This window comes from uncultured Paraglaciecola sp., assembly GCF_937123705.1.
GTDB lineage: Bacteria > Pseudomonadota > Gammaproteobacteria > Enterobacterales > Alteromonadaceae > Paraglaciecola.
In genome coordinates, this window is the sequence record NZ_CAKZKO010000057.1 from 1 (window position 1) to 12,315 (window position 12,315).

The window sequence follows — 12,315 nt, forward strand, 5'->3', positions numbered from 1 at the left end:
TACGGTTTTTCTCGCTCCATCGGCAGCGCTGTTCCAGCGTCATCGTCGCAGTCCACGGTTTCGAGGGTGAGACACGATTTAACATCAGTGTAGGTGTTGATGCCGGTCGATGCCCTGAGTGCCTGCCCAGCGAGCGCCACTGTCAGCAGTAATACTGCGCTGATTGCGAGAATAACCCGCCCAACCAAGCGACCTCGCGGCGTTGGTGTGTAATAGCCGTCCCGTTGTTTCCATAATCCCATCACGCGCCACCTGTGTATTTTTTAACGATAGCGAGCACGGCATTCACGCCGAACACGCCAATTAAACTAGCGAGCACCAGATTCGAGCCCTCGGCCAGCCCAAACATTTTACAGGCACCGATAACGCCCGCAGCTACCGCGATATTCCGTATCGACACGCCAATCAGTTCACGCTGATGCACCTCGTGCCCTTTTGCCAGCGCGTGCCCTACATGCCCGAGGGTGAGGATCAAAAACACCTCCAAACCAGCGGGCAGTCCATGAAATAACTGCGCATACACCGCCGCCGAAAATGCTTTAATTTTTGCCAACAGCACACTGGCCACTCCTACACATCTACAAAGAACTCGGCATAACAGGCCAGCGGATGCTCGCTGCCGTATACCGTAAATGATTTGATAATGTCCTTTCCGATGCGATCCCAGCCTAACGGCACGCGCGTAAACCCGTCGTTAGGGTTGACATAGTTGGTCGTGCGGTCGCGCAATTGCTGCTCGTGCAGCGGGCTAAACAATTTTTTAATTGGCTTCGGTGCGCCGAATGTCACCACTGCTGCGATATTCAGGTGCGGCATCATCGCCGCAAACAGCTGCGCTTCGGCACCCCCTTTCGAGTGGCCGGTGAGCACTAGCCTAGATTCCGGTTTGACCAGCGCCATGATCGATAGTCTGTGCGCCTTGATCTTGTTGTAATACCCGCGATGTGCTTTGCCAAAAGCTGTCCGTTTGGGGAAAAAATGAAACCCGCGAAACCAGTCGAATGTTTCATTGCTGCCGGCAAACGCGAGAAACGTGGTGTCGGTATCGTCGTGATACTCGCGGTAAATATCAATACCGCCAAACGAGTGAATTTCTACGTCATCCCGATAGGCGACGGTCGAGAGTTTGTGGCAATACTCCCTGAGAGCGATACCCCTCACTGGATAACCTGCACGCTCTGCACGGCCAGAATCAGCTCACTCACCACCTGATCGAGCGTCACCGTCACATCATCGGTATCGACCGCTTTCAGTGCTGTGAGCTGCGCGCCGACTAACGCCATGTATTTCTGGCCAGCAATCGTCTGGCACCACACGCCACACTCTGAGGCCAGCATAGCCGAGACAATATCCAACCCCTGCTCGACCGAGTATGTCGCCTCGACATCAGCCACGCGATGTTTCACGTTGTGGAGTTTGGTCAGCGCCGACTGCGCCAGTGCCGGTTTCTCGAACAACGCCACCTGCGCCAGCGACACGCCAATATCATACGCTGCAGCGCTGCCGAATAGTTTTTGGTCGCCAAGATCAATATCAATCTGGCCGTTGCCGATAGTGCCTGTGCCGTTGCTTGCGCAGCCGAACAAAAACGCTAGCGAGATAGCCAGCAGTGTGATTTTTAGTTGTTTCCACGTTGGCATGCGAATCGCTCCGAGGTTAGGCAATGATTTCGCCACGGAAATACGCGGCAGGGTCGACATACGTGCGGTCCTTGTCGGGCCGGTAGATAAATTTCACGCCATTGGGGATCCGCAGCGCTTTTTCGCCAGTGTAGAAAACCTCGACGTGAACGTGATCTTGCATGCCGTTGGCGTAGTGCTGGCCTATGGGCTGGGCGCAGCCAATCCACTCAGCCTCGAATAGCTGAGTGCCACTGGATAGCGCAGGGTTAGGCTGGACGTAGAAATACCGAACGAAAACGTCACCGTCTCGGACCTCGATGTATTTGAATTCGGGCGTATCGCCATAGGCTTGGCCGACTTTGACGAACTCGCACGTTTTGGCGACCAGTACGTGAGAGCCTGCTGCAATTTGGTAATCGATCCCGTAGTGCAGCCGATCGCCTCGGGAGGCTAGAAACTCACCGCCCCCGGCGATGTCGTTGCGAATCGGTGGTTGTAGGCGTGCGATTTGAAGCATGGCATGGTTCGTGGATGGCTTTGTCGCGGAGACTACACCAAAAATCTGACCGATTCCATTCAGGCATACAGGTCAACCGTCCGGCTCTGGTGGGCTTCCCACTCAGATTTTGTGCATTGTGCCGGCAGTTTGTCAGAAACCGATACCGTGATTCGAATGTGCGGTGTCTCGCCATAGCGTTTTTGGTCGGTCGAGCTGATCACTTGTTGGTCGTCCTTGAACAGCACGCCATTAAGCGCATCGCGAACGATTTTGGCGATATTGTCATCGTCTGGCTTGACCGTTGGCGCGATGTCTCCCGCCAGTGCAGCGACTCGCTTCCACTGCGGCCACGATACAGGGACGGGGAACACCGCATCGACCTGAATGTTCGTCGGCCGGCTAGTCGGGCTCACGTAACCCCGCTGCACCTGCTTCAGGCACCAGACGATTTGCTCCATGTAGTCTCTGGTTTTTTTATCAACGAACTTTCGGCCGCTTCGTCCGTCCGTCCAGACTCTCGCCTTGCCGCGCGGCTTACCCGGTACGACAAACTCAATAAAACCTTTTCGCGCTATCATCATATTCGCTATTGCAATGTGTTAGATTCGCGATCATTGATCGCTTCGGCTTGTTGTTTGTCTGCGAGATTGATAGAAATCACATGGTCGTTGCTGTAGTCAATCACCACATATCGCCTGTCGCTTTCGATAAATTTATCAAGCTCGTCCCGCGTCACTATGGCCGACTCTACGCCGGTTTGCTTGATCAAGCACAGAATCAATAACTCATAGGTCGTGAGCAAGTCGCTTAGTTCGTCGTAAGTGGGGCTGCTCACCGATTGCACCGCTTGTGTGCCAGTCTCAAATTTGACAGGTCATTCGTCCCGCCATTGCTGATCGGTTCCAAGTGCTCAATCGTGGCCATGTCCATAAAATTATCCGGGTTTGCTTTGAATATCATGCTATCGCCGCACCAGTGACAATCGTCACCGTAGCGTTTTCGTAGGTATCGCCTGACGCGCTTTCGCCAGTTTTTGTCGCGCCGTTCGATGTAGCCACTGTCGCGGAGCTTCGTTCGATTTTTTTTGTACGTCACCAATTCCGCATTCCTGTCACCAGTATTTTTTCTCCATCGAGTATGCCACACGCCTCTGATAGTTTTTTAGGGTGTGCGGATAGTCATTGTCCTGACCACGTGCGCTTCACATCCATCGGATCGCTGTAAGCGCATTCAACGCACCGGGAGTGCCACTGCACGAAGTCGATGCCAAACCTGAGTTGCCGCCGAGCTGAGCCATTGTCTTGCGGCATAGCCCGGCTCGCTGGAACGATTTGTTTTTGGTAATGCTCATCTTCGACCTCCATCAGGACGAGCGATGTTTTACGTGGTCGCTCGAAACACTGCGAGCCGGTACAGCGATCAGGGATTGGCGGCAGGTCTTGCATCGTGCGTGGTTTTTTAGGGGTGTCATCCAGCATGTTCGATTCCCTGTGTTGAGTTTTCGATCCGCTGGGCATCGTCTCGAGAGATAGCCCCGGAGAATGCGAGTTTTCGAGGTGTCGACCAGTCTCGCCACTGCTCCAGATCGTGCGTGACGTACTGGCGTTTTCGTTGGTTGCGATCAAAAAACGACTCGTGCTGCAAGGTGTGGCTGTCGGTGCCATCGATACCGGGGTTTGAGTCAAATTCTTCGGCGGCCATGGCTTTGATCTTGGTGTCTGAGTGGACAAGAAACCGCATCAACGAACCGGGTACTGGCTGGAAGTGGCCACGCTCCGGGCACATCAGGTGAGCCTTGAGTGCCATTGAGAATTTTTTTGCTGGGCACCACTCGAACAGCTCGAACCAGAGCGCGTATTGTTCCTTGGTGAATTTCAGGTTGTAAAACGCGGCGGCTGGCATGAGCGCCTTGACCAATTCCTGTTCAGTCATGTGTTGACCCCTCTTGAGGTTAAAAATTGTTCAGCCGCTACCTTGGACGCATCGATGGCCTGCTGGGATTTGCTAGTTGAATCTCCTTGGATCATCTTGGCTCGAAGCACCGGTAGTTTTTCCCTGAGTTTGTCAGGTGATCGAATATTGGTTCGCCAGAATGAATCGGCATTGGCCCAACTGAAAACCTTCCAAATTTCTTCGTAGGTCAGATTATCGCGTTCACGCATCAGTCGGATGGTGTCTGCCCACTTCTCGAAGTTGGGTGTTTTGGTGCCGGGGACTGCCTCGATGACGTGCCGGTAGATTTGCTTGGCTGCCTCTAGGTCTCTACTGGCATGTTTGGAAACGGGACTATGTTTTACTTCTCTTTCTTCCTCTTCCTCTTCCTCTTCCTCTGGTCCCACTTTTTGTCCATTATTTTTGTGACAGTTGTCCGCTTTTTGGCGTGACATTCGCTTCCTTTCGGCGTCTTTTGCTCGCTTCTTGGCCGATTCGCCCAAATGTCGATCAAAGTGCGGTATGCCTGACTCAGAGAGCCAATCGACCTCGAGCATGGCTTGTCCGAAATTTGTCGCCCCTGCGACCCTATCAATCTGGACAAGTGTCACACTTAATTTGTGACAAAACGCGGAATCTTTATCGAAATGCGAGTCCATCCATGACCATATTCTCACCAATTTGCCTACTACATCATCAGGTGTGAGGCTAAGTTTCGCTGCAATTTCGAATATTTCTGGCTTATCAGGCGTGGTTTTTTCGATCTTTATCCAATGCTCAGCCATAGAGATCAAACCCCTTTTAAGTGACCTCTCGCCGGTTGATAGTAGGCAGCGAGGTCGACTTTGACAGTCTGGAGCCTCCGACAAGAGGCCACATAAAAAGGGTCTGAATCACACAAACCCCCGCGTTTCGAAAGCGCTATCAAACGCTAAATTGAACTATACGCCAAATTATCCAACTTCGGCAACGCTGGCGTCACTGGTGATTTCCAGCGTGATCAGGTCGGTGAATTTTACCGGGTAGCCATGGCTCTGGTAGAACAGCAGCAGCCGCTCTATGCCCCTCAAACTGGGCGATGTTTTCTCCCAATACAGCATCGTATTCGAGGCAACACCGCACGCATCAGCGAGCATTGCTGCGGTAAATCGGTGCTGTTTTCGAACGGCTTTTAGGTGGTTCAGCATTATTGAGCCCTAATTAACTGGATTTCGCGTACTGTAACCAACACCTCCCATTAACGCAATTTTTTGTGCTGTTTTTGCAAAAAAATACTTGCAATGCTGCAAAGAGATCACTATTCTGAATCTGTGTCGAGTGATAGCGGCACGTTAAATCACGAACAGCGAGGAAAGAATTATGGAAATTACGGCCCGTTTTGTAGAGCCACACTTCAACGAAAACGCTTATGCGAATATCCCCGGATATTGGACGCCCAATGTCGCACCAGCAAAAAGATCAGATAGTCAGGGCGTCTATCCTTGCGATACCGAGAAAGAGGCTATTGATCTGGGTGAGCAATTGGTTCGTGATGGTTTGGCTATAGCATAGCTATGCGCAAATCCGAACTCCCGCTCCGTTTCAACTGCCCATCTTGCAATCACCGAATGGTCGATAAGATTCATTGCAGGCCGTGCGGTGGGTCTGGTGAGGGCGCAGTAACAGAGTCGGTGTGTGCGGCTTGTGGTGGGCAGGGCGAAATCGTTGCGCTGCCCTACTGCGCAGACTGCGACACTGACGAGAATGGTGATCTGCCCGCCGATTGGGGTGATGAATGAATAACACAGCAACGCCAACGGCCGAGGTCGGCGCGTTCAAGGGCGCAGACAAGACCGCCAGAATTTATAGAGCCGGCGAAGATATAGGCCGGTGCCGAAAACTTACTGGTGAGGGTCGCGGTTGGTATTTGGTTTATCTCGATGGCTATCGCTGGCCACGGATGGAAAACACCTCGCGCAGTAATGAGTGCGTCGCTGTTCGGGGTGTTGCTAGGGTCAGGGCGCTGATAAACAACCCCGCCGACTGTGGCGGCATCAAAGAGGGCGCCTGCAATGAGCATTAGCGTGTTTCTGGCAGTGCTGTTCTACGTTCTCGGTGTGTGCATGCACCTGAAGCTGGCCGATAACGTGATGTATTTAACCGGCGTCAAGTCGACCAAGCCGATTCGTTGGTGCATGGCTTTGGGTTGGCCGCTACTGGTTCTATTTTATTTTTAGCGAGGTTTTTTATGTTCGTCAAAATTCCAACGGATTTCCCTAGTCAGGCTATCGATGATTTTTGTTCGGCGTGGAGCGTGACCATTCAGCGCGTAGACGAGTTCGCAAACTTTCCCGACAGCCTGCCCATTGTCGCGGTATGCGATCTGGCTGCCCGCAATGGCTACTCTATTGGCCATACAGCGCTTGGAAGCCTGAAGTTCCACCCTATGCCCAACGCCGACAAAAACCGTTTTCGCCCGCCCCCACTGACACGCAAGCAGATACTGGCGCTCAAAGAAAACCCGACGCCGGTCGAGGTGCACCGCGAAATGAAAGCCGCAGAGAGCGAGCTGGCCAATACGTCGATATTGTCGCAAGACGAGATTGACAGCCTGTTGCAGCGGCCGGCAGACGAGCGATTTTTAGATGTCTAGCGCGCTTTCTACAGCATCAGCGGAACAGCTCTACCCTGATGGCCTGATCGCGCCCGGCTATTACGCAGACGTGAGCAATCATTACTACCACCACGTTAGCCATGGCACTAGCTCGAGCAAGCTGAAACTGTTTTTTGAGCACGAAACTGACGCAAGAGCCCGCCATTATTGGCTAAACCCTGAGCCTGCCAGTGCTGCTATGCGGCTGGGTACGGCGGTTCATAGTCTAGTTTTGGAGCCGCACAACTTCGAACACGATAATTTTGTAACGGCTAGCGATCATTGGTCAGCGCTCAAGACCGCCCGAGACACCTATCCTGAAATGAACATCATCACACCCAGCCAATACGATGCCGCTCAGCGTATGCGCGACAACGTGCTTGGCCATCCCTACGTTAGCCAGTTGATGCAAAACGGCATTGCAGAGGTCAGCGTGTGGCAGGATATTGAATTTTATGACGAGAAAAGCGGCTGCACACAAACCGAATTCGCGAAGTGTCGAATCGATTGGATGCCCAGCAATGCGCCCTATCTTGTCGACCTGAAGAGCGCGGCTGTAGCCAGTCCTGATGGATTTCGTGATGCGTGTCATCGCTTCGAGTATTACCTGTCGGCATGTTTGTATTCTCGGATCGCCAACCAATGCAGCGAGCTGATGCGGGCGACCGGCTTTGCGCAGAGAGACACGTTTATTTTCATCGTGGTCGAAAACAAGCCGCCGTATAGCGTGGCGTGGTATGAAATGGGGTTGGAATCGAGAGGCCACGGGAATTTGCAGCTGAGCGAATCACTAAGCCGGCTGTGCTGGGCAAGAAAAAACGACTGGCCCGCCCACAATGAAAAATGTCTAGTCATTTAATTCACCGAGGAAAACCGTAATGTCAGAAAACAAGGCAGTCAATCCATTCAGCGCATCGTCGCCGCAATCAGCCAGCCCTACTGCACCGGGAAATGCAGCGGCTACATCAGATCAAGCGCGCGCCATTCAAGAGGTGACAGCGGCGCTAATGATCGCCAAGCAGTGTCCGCGCGACCCCATTCAAGCCGTGGACCGCATTATCAACACCTGCGCGCGTCCCACGCTGGCGAATGCCGCGCTATATGAATACGCCAGAGGTGGCACGGCAATCACTGGCCCGTCGATTCGTCTGGCCGAGGCCGTTGCTCAGCAATGGGGCAACATGCAATTTGGCATCAGGGAGCTTAGCCAAGAAAACGGCGTCAGTACGGTCGAGGCGTTTGCGTGGGACGTTGAAACCAACACCCGTCAGACCAAACAATTTCAGGTTAAGCACTGGCGCGACACCAAGAAAGGCGGTTATGCGTTGAAAGATCAACGCGACATCTACGAGCTGATCGCCAATCAGGGTGCGCGCAGATTGCGCGCCTGCATTCTCGGCGTTATCCCCGGTGATGTTATCGAGGCCGCTGTTAATCAGTGCATGCTCACGCAGCAGTCTGATGTCGATGCCAGCCCCGAAGCAATCAAAGCGATGCTGGCAGCGTTTCAGGACAAGTACAAAGTTGGCAAAGATCAAATCGAGGCGCGTATCCAGCGACGCATTGATGCCATTCAGCCGGGACAGGTTTTGCAGCTACGCAGAATATACAAATCACTGGCTGATGGCATGGCGAAGCCCGCAGATTTTTTTGATGGTGTTACTGAAGAGGCGCCGGCAGCAGTCAGCGAGGTCAATAACGAGATCGAGGCACGCAAGCCTGATGCTAAAACGGCGGTCGATGATTTCTCTTCTGACGTTGAATTCTAGCAACATACTGTAAATAAATCGGAGAAAAGACATGGACACCACAGCAGAACAAGCCGCACCATCCCTCGATCTGGATCAGGTCGTTGTCATGGTGCAAGACATGCCAGACGCCACTTTGCTGGCGAAGAAAGGCGCCGAGTCAGCCGAACGCATTTACCAGCAGGTGCGCGAGTATGCTGAACCGCAGATTTTCGACATCGAAACCGAGAAGGGCCGCAAAAACCTGAAGGGGCTGGTCAAGCGCGTTGGTAGCGTGAAGCTGAGAATCGACGAAAAATTCAAGTCAACAATCGACGAGCTTGAAAAATCTATTGTTCCCATGCGAGCAGAAAGAGCGCGCATCAAAAAACAATTCGAGGCGTTCCAAGAACAATTGAAAGGCCCTTATTTGGAGTGGGAAAACAAAGCCACAGAAGAGGCCAATAGGGCCAACGTGCTGCGGGACAGAATCAACGCTATTCGAGCAATGGGCGATCCCATCGTTGATGGACGGGAGCTATCGAAAGACGAGCTCATAGCCAACAAGTCTGCTATTGAAGCGCTCGAGATTAGTGACGCTGATTTTGGCGTGATGATTAACGATGCCGAACAAGCAAAAGCCATCGCTTTGCGCAGTGTGCAGAATGGCATTGCAGCGGCCGAGCACTTGGCGAACGTATCCCCGCTGCGTGAAGATGTGGGCGATCTCGATATAAACAACGGGCCCACTAACCCAGCCCCTGATAACCAACGAAGTGGCAGAAACGAAGCTCAGTCGGTCAGCGACATCATGGCCGAGTCAATGGGCGCTATTCCACCGACCGGTACAGCTGCAATAGCTGCAATAGCTGATGTGCTGCCAGAAGATGCCGCACAGCGACGCCGTGAGGCGCTGGCCGCAATGATGGCGTTCAACTTGCCAGAGGACGCAACCCGCGAGGATATTTTCAAGCAAATAATATCGGCTATCCATAAGGGCGCAGTCCCCCATATAACGATCAGCTATAGCTAGTCAAATGGCTGTTACCGAGTACGCGCCGGGTAAGTTTAGGGCATACAAAAAGATCAGGGGGCGAGAGCGCCAGTTCTATTTTGCCAGTAGATGTCTCGCAGAAAAAAAACAAGCGGAGCTTGATAGTTTTGCCCGGTTGCTTTCTCGGCCAGTATTTTCTCGATGCGGACGATTGAAGGGGTTTAGAGTCAAAATAGATCGACGCAGAAATACGATTTGTGTTCGGGTTCAGATTCTATCGGAAGGCAGGCGCGTTGACACGTCAATTGCATATAACGGCGATTTTTCTTGCTTATGGTCTGATGTTTACGCTGCATGGAAGCGCCTGCATCAGCTGAACAGCAGAGACGCGGCAAGTTATGCCGAGAAAGTGAAGGACGCCAAGCGGCTATATTTTAACGATGTTATTCGGAGTGAATAATCATGTTGGTACTAACTAGACGAATTGGCGAAACGCTAATGATTGGTGACGACGTGACCGTTCAGGTTCTTGGCGTCAAAGGAAACCAAGTTCGCGTTGGTGTTAGCGCGCCGAAGTCGGTCGCCGTTCATCGAGAAGAAATATACAAAAAAATTAACGGCGATTTTCCCACTAGCACAACTAACACTGGGCAGTGAGGCATTGCTGGAATTTAGCGAGGCAGATACTAATCAGTAACGATGCAGAACAGGATTAACAGTTTAAGCGGTAGCGCAGGCGCAGCTAGCATCCAGCCATCGGTAAGCGTCTGACAGTATGTAACGGGTGGCCTACCGCCCCTATTGAGTATGAGTGACATGAAAAATCCAGTTTACAGTTTGCGTCTATCGCTCGTCGATGATGGTTCCCATGACCTATTTCTGGATGAAAAATTCATTGGGTTTGTTGGAAAGAAATCAAAAAGGGCAGCTCTCTTACATTGCCCTATGTGCAGAAAAGAAAATTATCACATGGCTGTACTCGATGGTTATTGCGCGTGGTGTAGTTGGAGAATTGATAAAGAAGCGGTGGCTTCGTTAGTAGCGATGGAGGGGAGTGATGGCTGAATATACTGACACGAAAAGGCTGGGGTTTTTTTCAAGCAGAGATTTTGAGGCTTATAAAATGTCTGAGTTGAGGCATGACGCTACCGCAGGAGCGTTTCGATTTGTGCTGACTTTGTGGGACAACAATACCGGACTGCCAACAGAATATGAATATGAGATCGGCAAAGAGCGCGAGCGGATAGAGGATGTGGGGCGGAATATGATTGACGACCACAAGAAACAATATGTACGGTGGAGCAAGGCTAACGCTATCGAATATGCAGACCAGCACAGCCACGCAGTTAGCGCACTAGAAACCCTGCTACAGCGTATAGATGAGTAGGGTGTATAACCCCTTGCTTTGCGGTGCGCGTAGCGCATCCGAGTGAGGAACGAACGACAACAGCAATTTGTTATGCCCAATGAGGCAAGGAGTTAGAAATATGGCGACGAAAAAACGACAAACAAAAGCCCAGCGTGATGCACAGCAGTTGGCAGCGCTTACGCAGCGTATTAGTGATATTTATTGCGGCGCGTCTGGTTGCGCTTGGAACGAAGATGATGAGTGGCCTACCTCAGAGCAGCTCGCCGTTATCGGGCCAGCAGTAAGATCAACCTTTAAAAATCCTGAGTTACCGGAATGGGTATGGGACTTACATAACCTTGATAAATTTGAGCGGCCTAGCCTAATTGCTAAACAGTTGTTTGAATATGGCGTAAGGGCATAACCCCTCAAGCAGCGGCTCGCGTAGCGAGTCCAGCCCGCAGGGCAATGCTGCCTTGACTTGTTATGAATTATTTTGACTTACCATTGCTACCGCCGCCTTTTGAAGAGTTGCGTGTAACAGAATTGCGTACCGAGGTTGTTTGTGGCTGATGAGAATCAGACGCAGGTGGCTTAGACTTAGGTGCATTATCTTTATCGGACACTGGAGACTCCTATGAGTGAATTAACATACCAGCAAAAAGTTGTTATTGAGCGCATAAACGTAGGTAATGAAAAGGTACTTACGGCAAACGAGGCAATAAAAGGCCGAGCAAATTTTATTACTGGTGCATCAACGGCTGTGGTTGGGATAATTACGGCAGCAAAGTACCTGCCGAGCGGCGCTGCAAATGAGGGTTTTGAATACATACTCTTGGCGCTTGTTTGCACTTGTTCAATAGCAATATATTGGCTGGCAGCGCTGGTCTGGAAAGGAGGTGTAACCGCGATTTCCGGTAGCACCGACATTGATGTTTTATATGAGTCGTACATAGGCCAAGACATTGATACGGCATACTGTAATTTTCTTGCCGATACCTGTGAAGCAAAGAAAAAGAACAGTAACGAGAACGCTTTGCAAGCCGCGAGACTTGATCGAATGATATTTACATTCATGATGCAGCTAGCCCTTCTTGCGCTGGCAATTGGGTGGACATCATTTGCTGCGTACGTGTAATTCATAACCCCTCAAGTATGCGGCGGCGAAGCCGTCCGAGTGAAACGACATAACTTTGTTGTTATGCGTTTAATATAGTTGGATTTGGAGACTAATATGAATATTGAAAAACGGAAATCAGAAAAGAAAGATACAAGCGTAGTTCTCAAGAGCTTGGCGGGCGGTGATTGCTTTCACTTCAGCGCCGTTAGCTTTGAAGATGCTCTAAAGGAAGATGCTATTTACTTTGTGGTGGCGGGAGGAAAAGAGGGGCGTACACAGATTGCCAATCTAAAGGATGGTTTGCTTCTACAACGGGATGATTGTCACAAGGTGCTAAAACTAAAAACCTGCATCACTGTTGACGCATAACCCTCGCATAACCGGAGAACGGAAATGAGCGAAGCGAATTGTAGTGAGTCCGAGTTGATGCGGTTGTTATGT

At 51.4% G+C, this 12,315-nt stretch carries 27 protein-coding genes; 14 read left to right on the forward strand and 13 right to left on the reverse strand.

Annotation, left to right across the window (positions count from 1 at the left end):
- The 12 genes from Q0688_RS09905 to Q0688_RS09955 form a co-directional block, all read right to left on the reverse strand.
- Window positions 1–242, reverse strand: a 242-nt coding sequence (locus Q0688_RS09905) for a hypothetical protein (RefSeq protein ID WP_299075420.1), incomplete at its 3' end; no start/stop codon positions are given.
- On the reverse strand, window positions 242–559 hold the full coding sequence (locus Q0688_RS09910) for a hypothetical protein (protein ID WP_299075423.1): 318 nt from the start codon (window positions 557–559) through the stop codon (window positions 242–244). The genes Q0688_RS09905 and Q0688_RS09910, both read right to left, overlap by 1 nt.
- 11 nt (window positions 560–570) lie before the next feature.
- On the reverse strand, window positions 571–1,161 hold the full coding sequence (locus Q0688_RS09915; protein ID WP_299075425.1) for a hypothetical protein: 591 nt from the start codon (window positions 1,159–1,161) through the stop codon (window positions 571–573).
- Window positions 1,158–1,700, reverse strand: a complete 543-nt coding sequence (locus Q0688_RS09920) for a hypothetical protein (RefSeq protein ID WP_299075427.1) — start codon at window positions 1,698–1,700, stop codon at window positions 1,158–1,160. Before Q0688_RS09920 ends, Q0688_RS09915 begins: the two co-directional genes overlap by 4 nt.
- Entirely contained in the window at window positions 1,657–2,139 is a 483-nt protein-coding gene (locus Q0688_RS09925; RefSeq protein ID WP_299075430.1) for a hypothetical protein, read from the reverse strand. The genes Q0688_RS09920 and Q0688_RS09925 overlap by 44 nt, the downstream gene beginning before the upstream one ends.
- A gap of 59 nt (window positions 2,140–2,198) precedes the next feature.
- Window positions 2,199–2,702 (reverse strand): RusA family crossover junction endodeoxyribonuclease, encoded by a 504-nt coding sequence (locus Q0688_RS09930; protein WP_299075433.1) that lies wholly within the window; start codon window positions 2,700–2,702, stop codon window positions 2,199–2,201.
- Between the two features lie 5 nt (window positions 2,703–2,707).
- On the reverse strand, window positions 2,708–2,956 hold the full coding sequence (locus Q0688_RS09935; RefSeq protein ID WP_299075436.1) for a hypothetical protein: 249 nt from the start codon (window positions 2,954–2,956) through the stop codon (window positions 2,708–2,710).
- A complete protein-coding gene (locus tag Q0688_RS27635; protein WP_367179785.1) occupies window positions 2,953–3,081 on the reverse strand; it encodes an HNH endonuclease in 129 nt (42 codons plus the stop codon). Before Q0688_RS27635 ends, Q0688_RS09935 begins: the two co-directional genes overlap by 4 nt.
- 218 nt (window positions 3,082–3,299) lie before the next feature.
- Complete coding sequence (locus Q0688_RS09940) at window positions 3,300–3,599, reverse strand: hypothetical protein (protein WP_299075438.1); 300 nt, start codon at window positions 3,597–3,599, stop codon at window positions 3,300–3,302.
- Complete coding sequence (locus Q0688_RS09945) at window positions 3,589–4,053, reverse strand: hypothetical protein (RefSeq protein ID WP_299075443.1); 465 nt, start codon at window positions 4,051–4,053, stop codon at window positions 3,589–3,591. The genes Q0688_RS09940 and Q0688_RS09945 overlap by 11 nt, the downstream gene beginning before the upstream one ends.
- The gene (locus Q0688_RS09950) at window positions 4,050–4,838 is read right to left on the reverse strand and encodes a hypothetical protein (protein WP_299075446.1); all 789 of its coding nucleotides are present in this window, start codon (window positions 4,836–4,838) and stop codon (window positions 4,050–4,052) included. The genes Q0688_RS09945 and Q0688_RS09950 overlap by 4 nt, the downstream gene beginning before the upstream one ends.
- Window positions 4,839–5,006: 168 nt before the next feature.
- Window positions 5,007–5,240, reverse strand: a complete 234-nt coding sequence (locus Q0688_RS09955) for a helix-turn-helix transcriptional regulator (protein ID WP_299075449.1) — start codon at window positions 5,238–5,240, stop codon at window positions 5,007–5,009.
- 172 nt (window positions 5,241–5,412) lie between these two features.
- On the opposite strand from Q0688_RS09955, the gene Q0688_RS09960 reads away from it, so the two are divergent.
- The 12 genes from Q0688_RS09960 to Q0688_RS10015 all read left to right on the forward strand — a co-directional run bounded on the left by Q0688_RS09960 (window position 5,413) and on the right by Q0688_RS10015 (window position 11,178).
- Window positions 5,413–5,604, forward strand: a complete 192-nt coding sequence (locus Q0688_RS09960) for a hypothetical protein (protein ID WP_299075452.1) — start codon at window positions 5,413–5,415, stop codon at window positions 5,602–5,604.
- Window positions 5,605–5,827: 223 nt separating this feature from the next.
- On the forward strand, window positions 5,828–6,115 hold the full coding sequence (locus tag Q0688_RS09965) for a hypothetical protein (RefSeq protein ID WP_299075455.1): 288 nt from the start codon (window positions 5,828–5,830) through the stop codon (window positions 6,113–6,115).
- Window positions 6,105–6,269 (forward strand): hypothetical protein, encoded by a 165-nt coding sequence (locus Q0688_RS09970; RefSeq protein WP_299075458.1) that lies wholly within the window; start codon window positions 6,105–6,107, stop codon window positions 6,267–6,269. The genes Q0688_RS09965 and Q0688_RS09970 overlap by 11 nt, the downstream gene beginning before the upstream one ends.
- A gap of 11 nt (window positions 6,270–6,280) precedes the next feature.
- Window positions 6,281–6,685 (forward strand): hypothetical protein, encoded by a 405-nt coding sequence (locus Q0688_RS09975; protein ID WP_299075460.1) that lies wholly within the window; start codon window positions 6,281–6,283, stop codon window positions 6,683–6,685.
- A complete protein-coding gene (locus Q0688_RS09980) occupies window positions 6,678–7,544 on the forward strand; it encodes a PD-(D/E)XK nuclease-like domain-containing protein (RefSeq protein WP_299075463.1) in 867 nt (288 codons plus the stop codon). Before Q0688_RS09975 ends, Q0688_RS09980 begins: the two co-directional genes overlap by 8 nt.
- A 19-nt stretch (window positions 7,545–7,563) precedes the next feature.
- Window positions 7,564–8,454, forward strand: coding sequence for a hypothetical protein (locus tag Q0688_RS09985; protein WP_299075466.1), 891 nt, complete (start codon window positions 7,564–7,566; stop codon window positions 8,452–8,454).
- 31 nt (window positions 8,455–8,485) lie between these two features.
- Window positions 8,486–9,445 carry a hypothetical protein gene (locus Q0688_RS09990; protein ID WP_299075469.1) on the forward strand — a complete coding sequence of 320 codons (960 nt, stop codon included), beginning with the start codon at window positions 8,486–8,488 and terminating at the stop codon, window positions 9,443–9,445.
- A gap of 4 nt (window positions 9,446–9,449) precedes the next feature.
- A complete protein-coding gene (locus tag Q0688_RS09995) occupies window positions 9,450–9,866 on the forward strand; it encodes a hypothetical protein (protein WP_299075472.1) in 417 nt (138 codons plus the stop codon).
- Window positions 9,867–9,868: 2 nt separating this feature from the next.
- On the forward strand, window positions 9,869–10,063 hold the full coding sequence (csrA, locus tag Q0688_RS10000) for a carbon storage regulator CsrA (RefSeq protein ID WP_299075475.1): 195 nt from the start codon (window positions 9,869–9,871) through the stop codon (window positions 10,061–10,063).
- Window positions 10,064–10,222: 159 nt separating this feature from the next.
- Window positions 10,223–10,471 (forward strand): hypothetical protein, encoded by a 249-nt coding sequence (locus tag Q0688_RS10005; RefSeq protein WP_299075478.1) that lies wholly within the window; start codon window positions 10,223–10,225, stop codon window positions 10,469–10,471.
- Window positions 10,464–10,793 (forward strand): hypothetical protein, encoded by a 330-nt coding sequence (locus Q0688_RS10010; RefSeq protein WP_299075480.1) that lies wholly within the window; start codon window positions 10,464–10,466, stop codon window positions 10,791–10,793. The genes Q0688_RS10005 and Q0688_RS10010 overlap by 8 nt, the downstream gene beginning before the upstream one ends.
- Window positions 10,794–10,893: 100 nt before the next feature.
- Window positions 10,894–11,178, forward strand: a complete 285-nt coding sequence (locus Q0688_RS10015; protein WP_299075483.1) for a hypothetical protein — start codon at window positions 10,894–10,896, stop codon at window positions 11,176–11,178.
- Window positions 11,179–11,245: 67 nt separating this feature from the next.
- Here the strand turns inward: Q0688_RS10015 and Q0688_RS10020 are convergent, their stop codons facing one another.
- Complete coding sequence (locus Q0688_RS10020) at window positions 11,246–11,380, reverse strand: hypothetical protein (RefSeq protein WP_299075486.1); 135 nt, start codon at window positions 11,378–11,380, stop codon at window positions 11,246–11,248.
- An 11-nt stretch (window positions 11,381–11,391) separates the two neighbouring features.
- Here Q0688_RS10020 and Q0688_RS10025 point away from each other — a divergent pair, with 11 nt between their 5' ends.
- On the forward strand, window positions 11,392–11,892 hold the full coding sequence (locus tag Q0688_RS10025; RefSeq protein WP_299075489.1) for a hypothetical protein: 501 nt from the start codon (window positions 11,392–11,394) through the stop codon (window positions 11,890–11,892).
- Window positions 11,893–11,988: 96 nt separating this feature from the next.
- Window positions 11,989–12,243, forward strand: a complete 255-nt coding sequence (locus tag Q0688_RS10030; protein ID WP_299075492.1) for a hypothetical protein — start codon at window positions 11,989–11,991, stop codon at window positions 12,241–12,243.
- The last annotated feature ends 72 nt before the right edge of the window (window positions 12,244–12,315 follow it).